General features: G+C 72.9%; 22 protein-coding genes. 17 read left to right on the top strand and 5 right to left on the bottom strand.

What is annotated here, in order from left to right:
* Positions 1–29 precede the first annotated feature (29 nt).
* Genes ribD through ribH form a run of 5 tightly spaced genes read left to right on the top strand, consistent with a single transcriptional unit; the run spans position 30 to position 4163 of the window.
* Complete coding sequence (gene ribD / locus HOO61_RS15700) at positions 30–1082, top strand: bifunctional diaminohydroxyphosphoribosylaminopyrimidine deaminase/5-amino-6-(5-phosphoribosylamino)uracil reductase RibD (protein WP_253942402.1); 1053 nt, start codon at positions 30–32, stop codon at positions 1080–1082.
* A complete protein-coding gene (locus HOO61_RS15705; protein ID WP_172259961.1) occupies positions 1083–1691 on the top strand; it encodes a riboflavin synthase in 609 nt (202 codons plus the stop codon).
* Positions 1691–2389 (top strand): nicotinamide riboside transporter PnuC, encoded by a 699-nt coding sequence (pnuC, locus tag HOO61_RS15710; protein ID WP_172259963.1) that lies wholly within the window; start codon positions 1691–1693, stop codon positions 2387–2389. The genes HOO61_RS15705 and pnuC overlap by 1 nt, the downstream gene beginning before the upstream one ends.
* On the top strand, positions 2386–3687 hold the full coding sequence (locus tag HOO61_RS15715; RefSeq protein WP_172259965.1) for a bifunctional 3,4-dihydroxy-2-butanone-4-phosphate synthase/GTP cyclohydrolase II: 1302 nt from the start codon (positions 2386–2388) through the stop codon (positions 3685–3687). The genes pnuC and HOO61_RS15715 overlap by 4 nt, the downstream gene beginning before the upstream one ends.
* Positions 3684–4163 (top strand): 6,7-dimethyl-8-ribityllumazine synthase, encoded by a 480-nt coding sequence (ribH, locus tag HOO61_RS15720; RefSeq protein WP_172259967.1) that lies wholly within the window; start codon positions 3684–3686, stop codon positions 4161–4163. The genes HOO61_RS15715 and ribH overlap by 4 nt, the downstream gene beginning before the upstream one ends.
* Here ribH and HOO61_RS15725 read toward each other — a convergent pair.
* Positions 4160–4435: a DUF3072 domain-containing protein gene (locus HOO61_RS15725; protein WP_172259969.1), complete on the bottom strand. Its 276-nt coding sequence runs from the start codon at positions 4433–4435 to the stop codon at positions 4160–4162. The genes ribH and HOO61_RS15725 overlap by 4 nt on opposite strands.
* A 107-nt stretch (positions 4436–4542) precedes the next feature.
* Here HOO61_RS15725 and HOO61_RS15730 point away from each other — a divergent pair, with 107 nt between their 5' ends.
* From HOO61_RS15730 to HOO61_RS15740, 3 genes are read left to right on the top strand one after another with little or no spacing between them, the layout of a single operon-like run.
* Positions 4543–4806, top strand: coding sequence for a phosphoribosyl-ATP diphosphatase (locus HOO61_RS15730; protein WP_172259971.1), 264 nt, complete (start codon positions 4543–4545; stop codon positions 4804–4806).
* Between the two features lie 31 nt (positions 4807–4837).
* Complete coding sequence (gene hisG / locus HOO61_RS15735; protein ID WP_172259973.1) at positions 4838–5683, top strand: ATP phosphoribosyltransferase; 846 nt, start codon at positions 4838–4840, stop codon at positions 5681–5683.
* The gene (locus HOO61_RS15740) at positions 5667–6128 is read left to right on the top strand and encodes a PH domain-containing protein (RefSeq protein ID WP_172259975.1); all 462 of its coding nucleotides are present in this window, start codon (positions 5667–5669) and stop codon (positions 6126–6128) included. Before hisG ends, HOO61_RS15740 begins: the two co-directional genes overlap by 17 nt.
* A gap of 9 nt (positions 6129–6137) precedes the next feature.
* Here the strand turns inward: HOO61_RS15740 and HOO61_RS15745 are convergent, their stop codons facing one another.
* Genes HOO61_RS15745 through HOO61_RS15760 form a run of 4 tightly spaced genes read right to left on the bottom strand, consistent with a single transcriptional unit; the run spans position 6138 to position 9321 of the window.
* Positions 6138–7043 (bottom strand): aldose 1-epimerase family protein, encoded by a 906-nt coding sequence (locus HOO61_RS15745; RefSeq protein ID WP_172259977.1) that lies wholly within the window; start codon positions 7041–7043, stop codon positions 6138–6140.
* A 52-nt stretch (positions 7044–7095) separates the two neighbouring features.
* Positions 7096–7662 carry a uridine kinase gene (locus HOO61_RS15750; protein WP_367650200.1) on the bottom strand — a complete coding sequence of 189 codons (567 nt, stop codon included), beginning with the start codon at positions 7660–7662 and terminating at the stop codon, positions 7096–7098.
* The gene (locus HOO61_RS15755) at positions 7652–8869 is read right to left on the bottom strand and encodes an amino acid deaminase/aldolase (RefSeq protein WP_172259979.1); all 1218 of its coding nucleotides are present in this window, start codon (positions 8867–8869) and stop codon (positions 7652–7654) included. The genes HOO61_RS15750 and HOO61_RS15755 overlap by 11 nt, the downstream gene beginning before the upstream one ends.
* Positions 8866–9321, bottom strand: coding sequence for a cellulose synthase (locus HOO61_RS15760; protein ID WP_172259981.1), 456 nt, complete (start codon positions 9319–9321; stop codon positions 8866–8868). The genes HOO61_RS15755 and HOO61_RS15760 overlap by 4 nt, the downstream gene beginning before the upstream one ends.
* Before the next feature lie 46 nt (positions 9322–9367).
* Between HOO61_RS15760 and HOO61_RS15765 the strand changes: the two genes are divergently transcribed.
* The 9 genes from HOO61_RS15765 (at position 9368) to HOO61_RS15805 (ending at position 17290) form a co-directional block, all read left to right on the top strand.
* Positions 9368–9895 carry an SseB family protein gene (locus HOO61_RS15765; protein ID WP_172259983.1) on the top strand — a complete coding sequence of 176 codons (528 nt, stop codon included), beginning with the start codon at positions 9368–9370 and terminating at the stop codon, positions 9893–9895.
* 259 nt (positions 9896–10154) lie between these two features.
* On the top strand, positions 10155–10880 hold the full coding sequence (gene infC / locus HOO61_RS15770) for a translation initiation factor IF-3 (protein ID WP_367650201.1): 726 nt from the start codon (positions 10155–10157) through the stop codon (positions 10878–10880).
* 124 nt (positions 10881–11004) lie between these two features.
* On the top strand, positions 11005–11217 hold the full coding sequence (locus HOO61_RS15775; RefSeq protein ID WP_090971167.1) for a 50S ribosomal protein L35: 213 nt from the start codon (positions 11005–11007) through the stop codon (positions 11215–11217).
* Between the two features lie 74 nt (positions 11218–11291).
* The gene (rplT, locus tag HOO61_RS15780) at positions 11292–11678 is read left to right on the top strand and encodes a 50S ribosomal protein L20 (protein WP_090971165.1); all 387 of its coding nucleotides are present in this window, start codon (positions 11292–11294) and stop codon (positions 11676–11678) included.
* Positions 11679–11697: 19 nt separating this feature from the next.
* A complete protein-coding gene (locus HOO61_RS15785; RefSeq protein WP_172259985.1) occupies positions 11698–12486 on the top strand; it encodes an RNA methyltransferase in 789 nt (262 codons plus the stop codon).
* Entirely contained in the window at positions 12483–12761 is a 279-nt protein-coding gene (locus tag HOO61_RS15790) for a DUF4031 domain-containing protein (protein WP_172259987.1), read from the top strand. The genes HOO61_RS15785 and HOO61_RS15790 overlap by 4 nt, the downstream gene beginning before the upstream one ends.
* 23 nt (positions 12762–12784) lie before the next feature.
* Positions 12785–13873 carry an ATP-binding protein gene (locus HOO61_RS15795; protein ID WP_367650202.1) on the top strand — a complete coding sequence of 363 codons (1089 nt, stop codon included), beginning with the start codon at positions 12785–12787 and terminating at the stop codon, positions 13871–13873.
* 73 nt (positions 13874–13946) lie between these two features.
* Positions 13947–14669 carry a response regulator transcription factor gene (locus HOO61_RS15800; RefSeq protein WP_172259989.1) on the top strand — a complete coding sequence of 241 codons (723 nt, stop codon included), beginning with the start codon at positions 13947–13949 and terminating at the stop codon, positions 14667–14669.
* On the top strand, positions 14666–17290 hold the full coding sequence (locus HOO61_RS15805) for a DUF4153 domain-containing protein (protein ID WP_172259991.1): 2625 nt from the start codon (positions 14666–14668) through the stop codon (positions 17288–17290). Before HOO61_RS15800 ends, HOO61_RS15805 begins: the two co-directional genes overlap by 4 nt.
* The last annotated feature ends 116 nt before the right edge of the window (positions 17291–17406 follow it).

Consider the following 17406-nt stretch of genomic DNA (forward strand, 5'->3'; position numbering starts at 1 on the left):
CCTGAGTCCCACCCGGACCGGAGGCGGAGATGACGACCAGCGAGGCAGAGCGGCGCGCCATGCAGCGCGCGCTGCAGCTCGCCGCGACGCCGGGCGTCCCCCTGGGTCCGAACCCCCGTGTCGGCTGCGTGCTGCTGGCGCCGGACGGCACGACGGTCGCGGAGGGCTTCCACCGCGGGGCGGGATCGCCGCACGCCGAGGTCGACGCGCTCGCGGCCGCCGGTGAGGCCGCCCGCGGCACCACTGCCGTCGTCACGCTCGAGCCCTGCAACCACACCGGGCGCACCGGTCCGTGCAGCGAGGCCCTCCTCGCCGCCGGCGTACGACGCGTCGTCCACGCGCAGGCCGACCCCAACCCCGTCGCCAGGGGTGGGGCCGACCGGCTGCGCGAGGCGGGCGTCGAGGTCGTCGGCGGGCTGCTGGCGGACGAGGCCGCCGCGGTCAACCGGGTCTGGAGCTTCGCCATGCAGCACGGGCGCCCCTTCGTCACCTGGAAGTTCGCCACCACCCTCGACGGGCGCAGCGCCGCGGCCGACGGAACCAGCCGTTGGGTCTCCAGCCGCGCCGCCCGCCTCGACACCCACCGCCTGCGCGGCCTGTGCGACACGATGCTCGTCGGCACCCACACCGTCGAGGTGGACGACCCCGAGCTCACGGTGCGTGACGAGCTCGACCAGCCGGTCCCGGTCCAGCCACTGCGGGCGGTCATGGGCCTGCGCGACCTGCGTGGTGACCGCCGGGTGCTCAACGACCGCGCGCAGACGGTGCGGCTGCGCACCCGCGAGCCGGGCGATGCCCTGGCGCAGCTGTTCGCGATGGACCGCCAGCACGTGTTCCTCGAAGGCGGTCCCACGCTCGCGCGGGCCTTCCTCGACGCCGGTCTCGTCGACGAGGTCGTCGCCTACGTCGCCCCGATGCTGCTGGGCGCCGGCACGAGTGCCGTCGCCGACCTCGGCATCACCACCATCGCCGACGCCCGGCACCTGCACGTCGACGACGTGCACGTCCTGCAGGGCCACGACGGCGAGGACACCAACGTCCGCCTCACCATGACCCCCCGCGCAACCCGAAGGAGCAGCTGAATGTTCACCGGCATCGTCGAGGAGCTCGGCACCGTCGCCGAGGTCGTCGACCAGGGTGACGCCATCCGGCTCACCGTCCAGGCCGAGACCGTGCTGGAGGGCACCGGCCTCGGCGACTCCATCTCCGTCAACGGCTGCTGCCTCACGGTGTCCGAGCTCGGCGACGGGCGGTGGACCGCCGACCTGATGCAGGAGACGCTCGACAAGACGTCGTTGCGCGGTGTCGTCCCCGGCGACCGGGTCAACCTCGAGCGCGCCGTCACCGTCGACAAGCGCCTCGGCGGGCACATCGTCCAGGGCCACGTCGACGGCGTCGGCGAGGTGCTGTCGCGCACCCCGAGCGAGCACTGGGACGTCGTGGAGATCTCGCTCCCCGGCGACCTCGACCGCTACCTCGTCGACAAGGGCTCGATCACCGTCGACGGCGTCAGCCTCACGGTCGTGGAGGCCTTCGAGGACAGCTTCACCGTCAGCCTCATCCCCGAGACCCTCGCCCGTACGACGCTCGGCAGCCGCCGCGTCGGCGACCTGGTCAACCTCGAGGCCGACGTCATCGCCAAGCACGTCGAGAAGCTGCTCGGCGCCTACGTCCCCACCCAGGAGTCCTGATGTCCCTGCTCGAATGGCTCATCCACGGCACGATCCCGGTGCCGGGCGGCGAGCTCGGCGCCCGCGAGGTGATCGGCAACCTGTTCGGCCTCGCCAGCGCGATCCTCGGCATGAGGCGGCTCGTGTGGGCCTGGCCCATCGGCCTGGTCGGCAACGTCCTGCTCTTCACGGTCTTCGCGACCGGTGAGCTGTCCGGCCAGATCGACGAGCCGCTGTGGGGCCAGGCCGGCCGCCAGGTGTTCTTCGCGGCGGTGTCCCTCTACGGCTGGTGGCGCTGGACGCAGGTACGCCGCTCCGGCGGCGCGTCCGACGGCGGCGCCATCGCACCCCGCTGGGCGACGGGTGCCGAGCGGGTTCAGCTGCTGGTCCTCGGCGTCGTCGGCTACGCAGCGGCGTACGTCCTCCTGACGCAGGTGCTCGGCTCGTGGGGCCCGACCACCGAGGCGTGGATCCTCGCCGGCTCGATGCTCGCGACCTACGGCATGGCGCGCGGCTGGGTGGAGTTCTGGCTCATCTGGATCCTCGTCGACATCGTCGGCGTGACCACGCTGGTGCAGGCCGGCTACTACCCGACCGCCGGGATGTACCTCTTCTACGCCGTCTTCGTGGTGATCGGCTTCGTGGTCTGGCTGCGCGCCAGCCGCACCGTGGTCGACACCACCGAGGCCGGGCGGAGCACCGAGGCGGTGTCCGCGTGAGCGCCGAGGACCGCGTGCGGCTCGACACCGTCGAGCGGGCCGTCGCCGACATCGCCGCCGGCCGGGCGGTCGTGGTCGTCGACGACGAGGACCGCGAGAACGAGGGCGACATCATCTTCGCCGCCGCGAAGGCGACGCCCGAGCTGATGGCCTTCACCATCCGCCACTCCAGCGGCGTCATCTGCGTGCCGATGCCTGGCGACATGCTCGAGCGGCTCGAGATCCCGCTGATGACCCCCCACAACAAGGACAAGCTGCGCACCGCCTACACCATCTCGGTCGACGCCCGCGACGGCGTGAGCACCGGCATCAGCGCGGCCGACCGGGCCCGCACGGCCCGGACTCTGGCCGACTCCGCCACCGAGCCGTGGGAGCTCACCCGCCCCGGTCACGTGTTCCCGCTGCGCTACCGCGAGGGTGGCGTGCTGGTGCGCCGCGGGCACACCGAGGCGGCGGTCGACCTCGCCCGCCTCGCGGGGCTCACCCCTGCCGGCGTGCTGGTCGAGGTGGTCAACGACGACGGCACGATGAAGCGTGCACCCGAGCTGCGCGCGTTCGCCGACGAGCACGGCCTGGCGATGATCTCGATCGAGGACCTCGTCCGCTACCGCCGCCGTCACGAGCGCCACGTCGAGCGCGTCGCCGAGACGCGGCTGCCCACCCGGCACGGCGAGTTCACCGCCTACGGCTACCGCATCACCATCGACGACAGCGAGCACGTCGCACTGGCCTACGGCGACGTCGACGGGGCCGTCGAGCGGGGCGAGCCGGTGCTCACCCGGGTGCACAGCGAGTGCCTGACCGGCGACGTCTTCGGCAGCGAGCGCTGCGACTGCGGCCCCCAGCTCGACGAGGCGCTCCGGGCGATCGTCGCCGAGGGCAGGGGAGTGGTGGTCTACCTCCGCGGCCACGAGGGACGCGGCATCGGCCTCGTCGCCAAGCTGCAGGCCTACCAGCTCCAGGACGGCGGTCGCGACACCGTCGACGCCAACCTCGACCTCGGCCTGCCCGCCGACGCCCGCCACTACGGCACGGCGACCCAGGTGCTGCGCGACCTCGGCATCTCCTCGGTGCGCCTGATGACCAACAACCCGGACAAGACGGCCAGCCTCGAGGACTTCGGCATCCACGTGGCCGAGCGCGTCCCGCTCACCATCCACCCGACCGAGCACAACCGGTCCTACCTCCGCACCAAGGCGGAGCGGATGGGCCACGACCTTCCCTCGGTCGACCTGCCCGACGTGGCGATCGACCACCAGGCCGAACACCAGACCGAACACCAAGGAGAACCCGCATGAGCGGCGCCGGCGCACCGACCTCGCAGCCCTACGACGCCAGCGACCTGAAGGTGGCCGTCGTCGCCGCGAGCTGGCACACCCAGGTGATGGACGGCCTGGTCGGTGGCGCCGAGCGCGCGCTGGCGGCGTACGGCATCGACGAGCCCGAGGTGATCCGGGTGCCCGGCACCTTCGAGCTCCCGGTGGTCGCGGCCGCGCTCGCCCGAGAGGGGTACGACGCCGTGGTGGCGCTCGGCGTCGTGATCCGTGGCGGCACCCCGCACTTCGACTACGTCTGCTCCGCCGCGACCGACGGGCTCACCCAGGTCAGCGTCGACCACGCCGTGCCGGTCGGCTTCGGCGTCCTCACGTGCGACACCGAGGACCAGGCCCTCGACCGAGCCGGCCTCGACGGCTCGGCGGAGGACAAGGGCTGGGAGGCGACGGCCGCCGCGCTCGACACCGCCCGTGTGCTGCGGGCGGTGCGGGCGGGCTAGCTCGTCCGGTCGCTCGCCGACTGCAGCCGGTCGATGTGCTCAGAGGCCTCGGCCTTGGTCAGGTCGGCCGGCAGCTGCTCGCCGGCCTCGCGGGCGAGGGTGTCGAGGTAGCTGCGCTGGGCGCCGGTCATCGGCTCGTCGCCGGTCACCCACTCCTCCGGGTCCTTGCGCGTGGTGTCGCCCTGGGGCCCGCCGAGGACCTCCTGTTGCGGGTCGTCGGGCGCGGTGTCGGTGGTCGGGTCGGGGTTCGAAGAGATGTTCGATTCGCTCATGCTGCGACTGTAGCCCGCGGCTCCGACAGCGCAACCACTCCGACGGGTGGTCCGTGCCCGGGCCCGGTGGGCGGCACGGCGGGGGCGAGCGCCTAGGCTTGCTCCTCGTGAAGACGTTCGAGGAGCTCTGGGCGGAGCTGTCCGCCAAGGCCGAGGAGCGGCCCGAGGGGTCCGGCACCGTGCAGCAGCTCGACGCCGGCGTCCATGCCATCGGCAAGAAGCTGCTGGAGGAGGCCGCCGAGTCCTGGATGGCCGCCGAGCACGAGGGCAAGGACGCGACGGCGCTGGAGATCAGCCAGCTGCTCTACCACGCGCAGGTTCTCATGCTCGCTTCCGGCCTCACCCTCGACGACGTCTACGCCCACCTGTGAACCCCGATGACTGTGATCCAGTGAGCCAGCCATGACCCTCCGCATCGCCGTCCCCAACAAGGGGTCGCTGTCCCAGGCCGCCACCGACATCCTCCGCGAGTCGGGCTACCGCCAGCGCAGCGACTCCAAGGAGCTCGCGCTCGTCGACACCGAGAACGACGTCGAGTTCTTCTACCTCCGCCCGCGCGACATCGCGCTCTACGTAGGTGAGGGCACCCTCGACGTCGGCATCACCGGCCGCGACCTGCTCCTCGACTCCGGCGCCAAGGCCGAGGAGGTCATGAACCTCGGCTTCGGCCGCTCGCGGTTCCACTTCGCCGGCCCCGCCGGGCGCTACTCCTCGCTGCAGGACCTCCACGGCCTGCGCGTGGCGACGTCGTACGTCGGCGTGGTCGAGGACTACCTCTTCCGCCACGGCATCGACGCGACCGTCACCCGCCTCGACGGGGCGGTCGAGACCAGCATCCAGCTCGGCGTGGCCGACGTCATCGCCGACGTGGTGGAGACCGGCTCGACCCTGCGCGCCGCCGGGCTCGAGACCTTCGGCGAGGTCATCCTCGACTCCCAGGCCGTCCTGATCACCCGCGGCGGTGAGGTGTCCGAGGACTTCGAGGTCTTCCGACGTCGGATCGAGGGCGTGCTCGTGGCGCGCAGCTTCGTGATGATGGACTACGACATCGAGGAGCGGCACCTCGAGCGGGCGACCGAGCTGGCCCCGGGCCGCGAGGGCCCGACCATCTCCCCGCTCGGCAAGGCCGGGTGGGTGGCCGTGCGCGTGATGGTGCCGCGCGCCGGTTCGCAACGCCTGATGGACGACCTCTGGTCGATCGGCGCCCGCGCCATCCTCCTCACCGACATCCATGCCTGCCGCCTCTGAGCGTCCCGCCGCGCCCACGCTGCCGCACACCTGGCGGCCCATGGGCGTGCGGTTCGCGGTGATCGGCCTCGGCGTGATGCTGCTCGTCGTGTGCGCGGCGGCGTGGTTCGGCTTCGACGACGAGACACGCGCCAAGTTCAACATCCTGCAGCGGCTCACCCTGCTCGCGATGGGCGCCGGGTTCGCGGTCATCGGCTGGGCCCTCGGTCGCGCGCGGGTCACCGCCGAGCAGGCCGCGCTCGTGGTCGTCAACGGGTTCCGCACCCGGCGCCTGGAGTGGGAGCAGGTGCTCGGCGTGCACCTGCCGGCCGGCGCGCCGTGGGCGACCCTCGACCTCGCCGACGGCACCACCATCTCCGCGATGGCGTTCCAGGGCTCCGACGGCAAGGCCGCCCGCGACGGCGTGCGCCAGCTGCGTGCGCTGATCGACCGGGCCGACCACTAGGCACCCAGCTCAGAGAGCGTGGATGCCCCACTGGACCGACAGCTCGTCGCCGGCGGTGCCGGCCGGGGCGAGCGTGGCGAGGTCCGTGCCGGAGTTGAAGGCGTCGGCAGGGGCCGTCATCGGCTCCACCGCGAGGGCCGGACGCGGCCCGTCGGCGGGGGGCGTGAAGACCTGGAGCCACCGGTGGTGCTCGTCGACCCAGAGCGCGACGCCGCGTCCGCCCGACGGGTCGGCGAGCGTCACCCGGGCCCGTCCCTCGACGTGCTGCAGGTCCCCGAAGCCGTGGTCGAGCGCCAGGTCGCCGATGCGACGGGCGGAGGTGAAGTCGAGGTCGTCGCCGACGGGCTCGACCCCCGTCGGGAGCTGGCGCTCGTCGAGGACCAGCCGGGTCCGTGCGGGCAACGTCAGCTCGAGGTCCTCGATCGCGTCGCCCACGCAGAGATAGGGGTGCGCCCCGCTCGCGTAGGGCGCCGGGTCCGGCGCGAGGTTGGTCGCCGTCTGGGTGACGACGAGGCCGTCCGCCGACAGGTCGTACAGCACGTGGAGGTCCAGCGCCCACGGGTAGCCGGTCTGCGCCATGAGGCGGTGGACCAGCGACACCGACGTCGCGGTGTGCTCCTCGAGCGTCCAGGGCGCCCAGCGCGCGAGTCCGTGCGAGGCGTTGCCGGTGCGCGGGTCGGTGAGGCCGAGCTGCAGGTCCTGCCCGCCGAAGGAGTAACGACCGTCGCGGATCCGGTTGGGCCACGGCACCAGCAGCTGGCCCCGCCCGCCGGTGGACATCTCCGTCTCCGCGAAGCCGTGCACGAGGTCCCGCCCGTGGTGCCGGAGCACGCGCAGCGCCGCCCCGCCCTCGGTGACGACCGCGGTGTACCCCGCGGCCGAGATCTCGTACTGGTCACCGCTCGGAAACACCATGGCGGTCACCCTAGACATCAGCGGGGGGCCTCCCGGCGCACCGCCACGCGGCTCAGCCGGTGACGACCACCAGGTCGGCCCGGGAGCGGGTCCCGAGCCGGGCGAACAGCGCGTCCTCGTCGAGCCGCCACTGCTCCCACTGCGGGCGCATCTGCTCCCCGTCGCGCTCGATGCCGCGGCGCAGCCGCAGCGACGACTCCGCCTCGACCCACACCAGGACCCCGACGAGGTGCGCGATCCCGGGCGACCAGCAGCCGACCCCCTCCAGCACGAGCAGCCCACCGGACTCGACGGGGTGGGTCTCCGCCCAGTCGTCGGCGAGCCAGTCCCAGCGCGTCCACCGGCCCTGCTCACCGCGCGCCAGCGGCTCGAGCAACGACTCGACCGTGCCGGCGAGACCGGGCAGCCCGCGCCACCCGTGCAGCAGCTCGTCGCAGTGGACGACGTGAGCCCCCGGCACGACGTCGGCGAGGGCGGCGGCCAGCGTGGTCTTGCCGGACCCGGCCGGGCCGTCGACGCACACCAGCCGCCCGGCACCGAGCGTCGGGGGAGCGCCCATCACCCGGGCGGCGATCGCGTCGGCGACGGCGTGAGGGTCGGGCGGAGCCTCAGAACGCACGGTCGCAGCCGCGGTAGGACGGCACCACCTCGGTGACGGTCTCCCCACGCACGAGGTGCACGTCGCGGACGTGCTCGAAGAGCTCGCCCGACTTGGCGTGGCGGAACCAGACCAGGTCCCCGATCCCCAGCATCGCTGCCGGGTGGCCGGTCAGCGGGGTCTGCACCTCCCCGGCGCCCTCGAGACCCGTCAGGTGCAGCCCAGGCGGCGCCCACGGGACGGGGGAGCGGTCCGCGCCGGTCGCGCCGCTGGCGATGAGGCCACCGCCGTGGACGGTGACCATCGCCGGGGTGGGCCTGCGCGTCACGCGCAGCCCGAAGTACGCCGCCGGGCGCGGCTCGAAGGAGGCGTAGTGGTCGAAGATGCCGGGCACCAGCAGCCCGGAGCCGGCGGCGATCTCGGTGACGGCGGCATCGGCGGCCGTGGCCTCGACCGACCCCGACCCGCCGCCGTTCCAGAACTCCAGCGACACCACGTCGGCGAGCGCCTCGGCGATCTCGCGGCGGCGCACCTCGAGCTGTGACATCGACGCCTTCTTGAGGCGTCGTACGACGCGGGAGCGGGCGCGCTGGTCGGGCACCGAGTCCTGGACGCCCGCCACCTGGCCCTCGTAGGTCATCACGCCGACGAGGCGGAAGCCGTCGCGGTCCACGACCCGCCGCGCCATCGCGACGACGTCGGCGGTGTCGAAGAGCGGCGAGCGCTTGGGCCCGACGTGCTGCCCGCCGAACCGCAGCCCGGCGTCGACGTCGAGCGCGACCCGGACCGGCACCGCCCGCGAGGAGCGCGTCGAGTCCACGTCGTCGAGGTGGGCCGGGTCGTCCACCATCAGGGTGATCGCTGCCGCGGCCGAGGGTGACGAGGTCAGCCGGCGCAGCGCCGCCACGTCGACAGTGGGGTAGGCCACGACGATGTCGTCGCTGATGCCGGTCTCGTGCAACCAGAGCGCCTCGGCGAGCGTGTAGGCCAGGACACCGGCGAACCCGTCGTGCGCCAGCGCCCGCTCGATCAGGGCGGGCACGCGCAGGGACTTCGAGGCCACCCGGATCGGCTTGCCACCCGCGCGGCGCACCAGGTCGTCGGCGTTGGCGTCGAAGGCGTCGAGGTCGACGACAGCGATCGGTGTCGACGGGGGTTCGGGGAGACCGGCGATGGCGGTGTCGAGCCGTGACCACAGGCGGTTGCGGTCGACGAGCCGGTCGCTCACTCGATGCCTCGTTTGCGCAGCAGCGCCTCGATGTCGGCCATCTCGTCGTCCACGGCAGGGCGCGAGGTCGGACCGGTCCGGGTGGAGGAGGCCTCAGGCAGGGCGTCACGGCCCCCGGACGTGCGGCCGACACCTGCGGCCTGGGCGCGGGCGAGCTGTCGGTCGCGGATGATGCCGCTCACGAACCACAGCACGACGGCGAGTCCGGCGAGCCCGACGCCGACCCACGTGCGTACGTCGAACACAAGGGTGGTCGCCCAGTCGGTGACGGAGCCGGCGATCTCGGTGACCATCTCGAGCGTCCCGGTCAGCCAGGCCGCTGCCGGGAGCAGCGTGAAGCCCATGGCACGGAGGCCGTTGGCCGCACCCCTGCGACGGAACGCGATCCACGTCCAGATGGCACCCGCGACGGTGAGTGCGGCGGTCAGTGCGGCCCAGGTAGTCCCTTCCACCTCTCCAGACTCCCACAGCGCACCACGTCCGGGAGAGGATGGCGCCATGGCCTCCGACGACCGCCTCGAGCGCACCATCCCCGACCCGGGGTTCGCCGACGACGCCGGGGACGCCGATCCGCGGCTCACCCGCGCGCTGGTCGACCACGCGGCCGGGGCCGCGACCTCGGGCGCGGTGCTCGCGCTCCTGCAGGACGCGCGGCTGCTGGTGCCGGTCGTCGCGGTGCTGGGGGAGGTGGAGGTCGACGAGCGCGGTCTGGCCCACGACAAGACCTCCGACATGGCCGCGGTCCTGGTGCAGGCCGCCGACGGCAGCAAGGGCCTGCTGGCCTTCACCTCGACCGCCTCGATGGCCCGGTGGGACCCCGGCGCGCGCCCGGTACCGGTGCCCGCGGCGACGGCGGCCACCGCGGCGATCCAGGACGGCGCCGAGGCGCTGCTGGTCGACCTGGCCGGCCCGGCGACGTACGTCGTCGACGGCGACGACCTCACCCGGCTCGCCGCCGGGTGGCGGCTGGTGGCGATGGGCGACGCCTCGGGCGGGCACGGCTGGATTGGCCCGTCGGCGGAATGATCCGCTAACCTCTTGTGTTGACCGATCAGTGACACCACGCTCCACCGGTGCCACCGATCCCGCCAAGCGGAGGCACGCACCACCCGTCTCCCACCCGCATCGATCGCCCAGCACCACAGATCGTCGGGTCCCGGTCCAGAGCCACGCTCGTCGCGAGACGGACGTGGACACCTCAGTTCCCCGGCAGGGGGACGTGTCGTGACTGGCTCCCGCTTGGCAACAGCGGGAGCCATTGTCCATTTTCCGGCCCACATGACCGGTGAGACAGGGACTCCCACCCACCCGAACCACTGGAGGACCCATCAGCACCGAGCTGCGCATCAACGACCGGATCCGCGTACCCGAGGTCCGGCTCGTAGGACCCAACGGCGAGACCGTTGGCATCGTGCCGACCGACCAGGCACTCAAGCTGGCCGTGGAGGCCGACCTCGACCTCGTCGAGATCGCTCCCCAGGGACGCCCCCCGGTCTGCAAGCTCATGGACTACGGCAAGTTCAAGTACGAGAACGCCCAGAAGGCCCGCGAGTCGCGCCGCAACCAGACGAACGTGATCATCAAGGAGATGAAGCTTCGTCCCAAGATCGACAAGCACGACTACGAGACCAAGAAGGGTCACGTCGTGCGGTTCCTGGGTGCCGGGGACAAGGTCAAGATCACGATCATGTTCCGCGGCCGCGAGCAGCACCGCCCCGAGCTGGGCTTCCGCCTGCTGCAGAAGCTGGCCGAGGACGTCCAGGAGCTGGGCTTCGTCGAGTCCTCGCCCAAGCAGGACGGCCGCAACATGACGATGGTCCTCGGCCCGCACAAGAAGAAGGCCGACGCCAAGATCGACGCCGACGCAGCCCGGGCCAGCAAGGAGCAGGCGCGTGCGGACCGCAAGGCCGAGGAGGACGCCGAGCGGGAGGCCGCCCACGCTGCCGGACCGGTCGCGCAGAAGAAGGAGCGTCGCCGCTCCGAGAACCTCGATCCTGAGATCGAGGCCTGAGCGAAGCGAAGGGCTCGATCGAGCACGTCGCGGCGAAGCCGTGACAACGGCCTGAGCCCGCTCGCCCACCCCGCACCAACCGCGATTCACCCCCCGAACCACGCACAAGGAAGTTGAGGCAGACATGCCGAAGAACAAGACCCACTCGGGCGCGAAGAAGCGCTTCAAGGTGACCGGCTCGGGCAAGATCATGCGCCTGCAGGCCGGCCGCAAGTCCGGCGCTGCGTTCGCGTCCGCGCCCACCACCGGCAGCCGCAAGAAGCACCGCCGCAACGCCGGCATGGTCGAGCTCGAGAAGGGCGACGTCGCACGCGCCAAGAAGATGCTCGGCATCTGAGCCTCACCCACCGCACCACCCTGGTGGCTCAGCCGCCGTCCGTCTGACTTTCCCCTGCATCAAGGAGTAGCACCATGGCACGCGTCAAGCGCGCAGTGAACGCCCAGAAGAAGCGTCGTACCACCCTCGAGCGCGCCAGCGGTTACCGCGGCCAGCGCTCGCGCCTCTACCGCAAGGCCAAGGAGCAGGTCACCCACTCCCTGGTCTACAGCTACAACGACCGGCGCAAGAACAAGGGCAACTTCCGCAAGCTGTGGATCCAGCGCATCAACGCCGCTGCCCGCGCGAACGGCATGACCTACAACCGCTTCATCCAGGGCCTCGGCCTGGCCGGCATCGAGGTGGACCGCAAGATCCTCGCCGAGCTCGCCGTCAACGACGCGCCGGCCTTCGCCGCGCTCGTCGAGGCCGCCAAGGCCGCGCTGCCCGAGGATGTCAACGCGCCCAAGGTCAGTGCCTGATCAAGCGCGCCTGAACCACATGAGCACTCCACTGACCGCTGGAAACAGTCGCGTCAAGGAGGCTCGCAAGTTGAGCCGCCGCTCGGTACGCACCGAGCGGCGGCTCTTCCTCGCTGACGGGCCGAAGGCCGTCGAGGGCGCCCTCGGCGTAGAGGGGTGCGTCGTCGAGGTCTTCGCGACGCCGCTCGCGCTGGAGCAGCACGCCGAGCTGCTGGCGACGGCGCCCGTCACGCTGGTCGAGGACCGCGCGCTCGCGTCGCTGTCCGACTCGGTGTCACCGGCCGGGGTGGTCGCCGTCTGCCGCCACCTCGACGCGCCGCTTGAGCACGTCGTGCGCGCCTCGCCCCGCCTGCTGGCGATCTGCGCCGACGCGCGCGACCCCGGCAACGCCGGCACCGTGATCCGTACGGCGGACGCGGCCGGCGCCGACGCGGTCGTGCTGGCCGGGCAGTCGGTCGACGCCTACAACCCGAAGACCGTGCGCGCCACGGTCGGCAGCCTCTTCCACCTGCCCCTCGCGGTGGACCCCGACCCGGTCGCGGCCGTGCGCTCCGCCCAGGCGCGAGGACTCACCGTCCTGGCCGCCGACGGAGCCGGTGAGGTGGACCTGTTCGACGCCGACCTCAGCGGTCCCACCGCCTGGCTCTTCGGCAACGAGGCGTGGGGGCTGCCCGAGGACCTGGCAGCCCTGGCCGACCATCGTGTCGCCATCCCGATCCACGGGCGAGCCGAGAGCCTCAACCTGTCCACCGCCGCGGCGGTGTGCCTCTACGCCAGCGCGCGGGCTCAGCGGGCGGGCCGGCGATGATCCTCATCGATCCGCCAGCCGTGCCGCGCTGGGACCGGCTCTGGTCCCATCTGGCCAGCGACACCTCCTACGACGAGGTCCACGCCTTCGCGGCGGCCCACGGCATCCCGTCCCGTGGCTGGGACCGCGACCACTACGACGTCCCGGCAGACGCGTACGACGCCCTGGTCGCCGCGGGCGCCCGACCGGTCTCGTCGCGCGAGCTCGCCGTCGCCCTGCGCGCAGCCGGTCTCCGCCGGCCCAAGGCGGCGGCGCGGGGTGGGCGCGACGCCTAGGCACGACCACTAGGGTTCGGGGCGTGTCAGACGACGGCTACGCCCCGCGCCACCGGGTGGACGCCGCCCGCCCGAGCCGGCTGCGCACGCTCGCCGACTTCTACCCCGACGGCATCCTCGGCGCCAGCCGCGAGGGCGTGGTGACGATCCTCAACGCCCAGGGTGCCGCGCTGCTCGGCGTCGACGCCGAGCGGGCACTCGGCCTGCCGCTGACCGACGTCCTGCGGCTGCTCGACCAGGACGGCCGGACCTGGCTCGACGTGAACCGCCCCTTCGACGCCATCTCGATCACCCGCGGCGTGCCGGAGCAGTCGTGGCTCAATGCCTCCGGCGACGAGGTCCTCACCACGGCGCGGCTCGTGCGTGAGGAGCCCTTCGGCCGGGTCATCGGCATCGCGGTCGGCCTCCGCAGCGGCCGTGGCCGGGCGCGGCTCGACCGCGAGCGCTCCGACCTCGTCGCGACCGTCGCCCACGAGCTGCGCTCGCCGCTGACCGGGGTCAAGGGCTTCGTGCAGGCGCTGCTCAACCGGTGGGACAAGCTGACCGACGACCAGCGCAAGCTGATGCTCACCACGGTCAACGCCGACGCCGACCGGCTCTCCCGGCTCATCGCCGAGCTCCTCGACGTGGCCCGGATCGACACGGGCCGGCTCCAGCTCTATCCGCGGGAGGTGTCGGCGGAGGTGCTCGTGCGCCGCGTGGTGGACTCCATCGAGGCCGGCACCGCGCGGGGCATCAGCCTCGAGGTCGAGCCCGACCTGCCCGAGGTCTTCGCGGACCCCGACAAGTTCACCCAGGTCGTCACCAACCTCGTCGAGAACGCCGTACGCCACGGCCTGGGCCAGGTGCGGGTCCGGCTGGCCCGCTCCGAGGACCTCGACGGCGTCCGCATCACCGTGGACGACGAGGGGGACGGCATCCCGGCGGAGCTGCGCCGACGGGTCTTCACGAAGTTCTGGACCACCGGCGACTCCGGCGGCAGCGGTCTCGGCATGTACATCGTCGGCGGCCTGTCGCGGGCGCACGGCGGCTGGGTGACCATCGACGACGCCCCCGGAGGCGGCGCCCGCGTCATGGTCGACTGGCCGCGCGAGGACCTGCGCCCGGAGTGACCGGCGCCGACCTCCACACAACCTTCACGAGTCGTCCCCGCACCCGACCCACCTGCACTCCTAGGGTCGTGGCATGACCTCCCGCACGGCTCCCGCACCCCGACCGAGGACCGCCCTCGTGGTGGAGGACGAGCGCACCATCAACGACGCCCTCGCCCAGCGGCTCCGGGCCGAGGGCTACGCCGTCGAGCAGGCCTTCGACGGGCCCTCGGCGGTCGAGGCGGCGGCAGCGGTGAAGCCCGACGTCGTGCTGCTGGACGTGATGCTGCCGGGGTTCGACGGCCTCGAGGTGTGTCGCCGGATCCAGGCCGCACGTCCCGTGCCCGTGCTGATGCTCACCGCGCGCGACGACGAGGCCGACGTGCTCGTGGGCCTCGGCGTCGGCGCCGACGACTACCTCACCAAGCCGTTCTCCATGCGGGAGGTCGTGGCCCGCGTCTCCGCCCTGCTGCGACGCGTCGAGCGTGCGGCCGCGCTGGCGGAGGAGCGGCCCGCCACCATCGAGGTGGGCGGGGTGCGCCTCGACCCCGGCTCCCGGCGTACGACGGTCGACGGCGAAGCCGTGCACCTCACCCCGACCGAGTTCGACCTGCTGCTGTGCCTGGCCCGGACCCCCGGTCAGGTACTCAGCCGCGAGCGGCTGCTGCGCGAGGTCTGGGACTGGGGCGACGCCTGGGCGAGCGCCAGCGCCACCCGCACCGTGGACAGCCACGTCAAAGCTCTGCGCAGCAAGGTGGGTGCCGCACGCATCCGCACGGTCCACGGCGTCGGCTACGCCCTCGAGGACCTGCGATGAGCGCCTGGCTCGACACCGTCTCCAGCCTCAAGGCCAAGCTCGGCCTGCTCGTCGTCGCCTCCGTGGTCACCGCGGTGCTGCTCACGCTGCTCGGCTCGGCCGCCGACGTCCCGGCCCTGCTGGTGCTGCCGGTCAGCGTCGCGCTCGCGCTCGGCGTCACGCAGCTGCTCGCCGCCGGCATGGTCGCCCCCCTGCGGCGGATGACCGAGGTGTCGCAGGCGATGGCTCGCGGCGACTACACCGGGCGGGTGCGCACGTCGGCGACCGACGAGGTGGGCCAGCTTGCCGCCGCCTTCAACCGCATGGCCGAGGACCTCGCGACGGTCGACCGCGAGCGCCGCGACCTCATCGCCACGGTCTCGCACGAGCTCCGTACGCCGCTGACGGCCATGACCGCGCTGCTCGAGAACCTCGCCGACCGGGTGGTGCCGGCCGACCCCCAGCACCTCGCCGCCGCGCTCGAGGAGGCGCAGCGGCTGGGGAGGCTGGTCGAGGACCTGCTCCAGCTCTCCCGGCTCGAGGCCGGCGTCGTGGACCTCGACCGGCAGGACGTGGCGCTGCGCGCGCTCGTCGAGGACTCCGTTGCCCAGGTGCGCGCGACCGGCCGGGACGGCGACGTCGCGATCGACGTCGCCGACGACCTCGTGGTGGCCGGCGACCCCGCCCGGCTGCGCCAGCTGCTCGTCAACGTGGTGGACAACGCCGCGCGCCACGCGCCCGCAGAGACCCCCGTGCGCCTCGCCGCCGGGACCACCGACGGCTCGTGGTGGCTGGAGGTCGTCGACGCCGGCGGGGGAGTGGCGCCCGAGGACCGCGAACGCGTCTTCGAGCGCTTCGGCACCGACGGTGCCGGCGGCACGGGCCTCGGGCTCGCCGTGGCGCGGTGGGTGGCGCAGCTCCACGACGGGACGCTCCGGTTCCTCGACCCCGAGTCCGGGCACGGCGCCCGGCTGCGTCTCGAGGTCCCGAGCGCCCCCACCCGTGCGACCCGTGTCGTGACGCCGTCCACCACCACCTCGACCACCACCTCGACCACCACCTCGACCACCACCTCGGCCGCGGCCACACCCGCTGCCGACGAGGTGCCGCCTGCCCCCGCGGGCCCGCAGACCGGGCTCGACGGGCTGTTCGGCCGCTTCTGGCCGGACCGGGGCGGCCCGCACGGGCTCCGGACGGTGGCCGCGGCGGCAGGAGCCGGGCTCGTGGCCGGGATCGCCCTGTCGTTCACCGCGGTCGGCATCACCTGGACCCTCGTCGCCCTGACGTGCGGAGCTGCTGCCCTGGCCACCGCGCGTCGGCGGCGGGAGCCCTGGACCCTCGTGTGCACCGGTCTGGCCGTCCTGCTCGTCCTGCCGATGACGCTCCTCGACGCCTGGTGGGTGCAGATGCTCGGCCTCGTCGTCGCTGCGGCGGTCTTCCTGTGCGGCGTGACCGGAGCCCGCACGATGCCCGGCATCCTGCTGTCCGGGGTGGCGTGGCCGCTCGCGTCGCTGCGGGGCCTGCCGTGGTTCGGTCGCTCGCTGCGGATCGCGGGCACCGGTTCGCGCACGCCTGCGGTGGTGCGTACGACGGTGTGGTCGCTGCTCGGCCTCGCGGTCTTCGGCACGATCTTCGCCAGCGCCAACCCCGTCTTCGGCTCCTGGGTCGACCAGCTCGTGCCCAACCTGACCTTCAACGACCTCGTCGGACGAGCCTTCCTGGCCTGCTTCGTCTTCGCCGCGACGCTGGGCGCCGCCTATCTCGCACTGAACCCGGCCGACGTCGAGGTGCTGGGTGGCCGACGTCCGTCGGCGCTCGCCAACCGGTTCGAGTGGCTGGTCCCGGTGCTCGTCGTCGACGCCGTCTTCATCGCCTTCATCGCCGCGCAGGCGCGAGCCCTGGTCGGCGGCCGCGACTACATCGAGGCCACGACCGGGCTCACCTATGCCGACTACGTCCACCAGGGCTTCGGCCAGCTCACCCTCGCCACCGCACTGACGGTGCTGGTCGTGTGGATCGCGGCGCGGAGGGCGGGCGGCGACGCCGGGGACCGCCGCTGGCTCCTCGGCTCCCTCGGCCTGCTCTGCGCACTCACCCTGCTGGTCGTCGCGTCCGCGCTGCGCGGGATGTCGGTCTACCAGGACGCCTACGGCTTCACGACGCTGCGTCTCTTCGTCGACGTCTTCGAGGGCTGGCTCGGCTTCGTGGTGCTCGCGATCATGGTCGCCGGCGTCGCCGGTCGCGGGGCGTGGCTCCCGCGCATCGCACTGGTCTCCGGAGCCGTGGCCCTCGTCGGCCTGGCCGCGGTCAACCCCGACGCGTGGGTGGCCGGGCGCAACCTCGATCGCTGGGAGGCCACCGGCGACCTCGACCTGCGCTACCTCCAGACGCTCTCGGTCGACGCCACGCCGGTCATCGCCGACCGGTTGCCGGCCGACGTCGCCCGCTGCGTCCTGCAGGACCTCCCGGCCGACCGGATGAGGCCCGAGGCCCTCGACGACCCGCGCGCCTGGAACCTGGCCCGCAACCGCGCCGAGGCACCGCTCACCGACCTCGGCCTGCTGCCGGCGCCCGCCGGGTCGGCGTACGGCTCCGGTCTCGGGGAGGATTGCGCTGGCGTGTGGACCGCCTTCGGCGAGTAGAGTCGTCCCCGTGGACACGAGCCTGCGATTTCTCCGCCCCGGACCTGGTCCGTCGGGCAGCTGACGTCGTGGGTCCGGGGAGTACCCCGTCCGACCCGACGCTCATCCACTTCTAG

This window comes from Nocardioides sp. zg-1230 (assembly GCF_013155335.1).
GTDB lineage: Bacteria > Actinomycetota > Actinomycetes > Propionibacteriales > Nocardioidaceae > Nocardioides.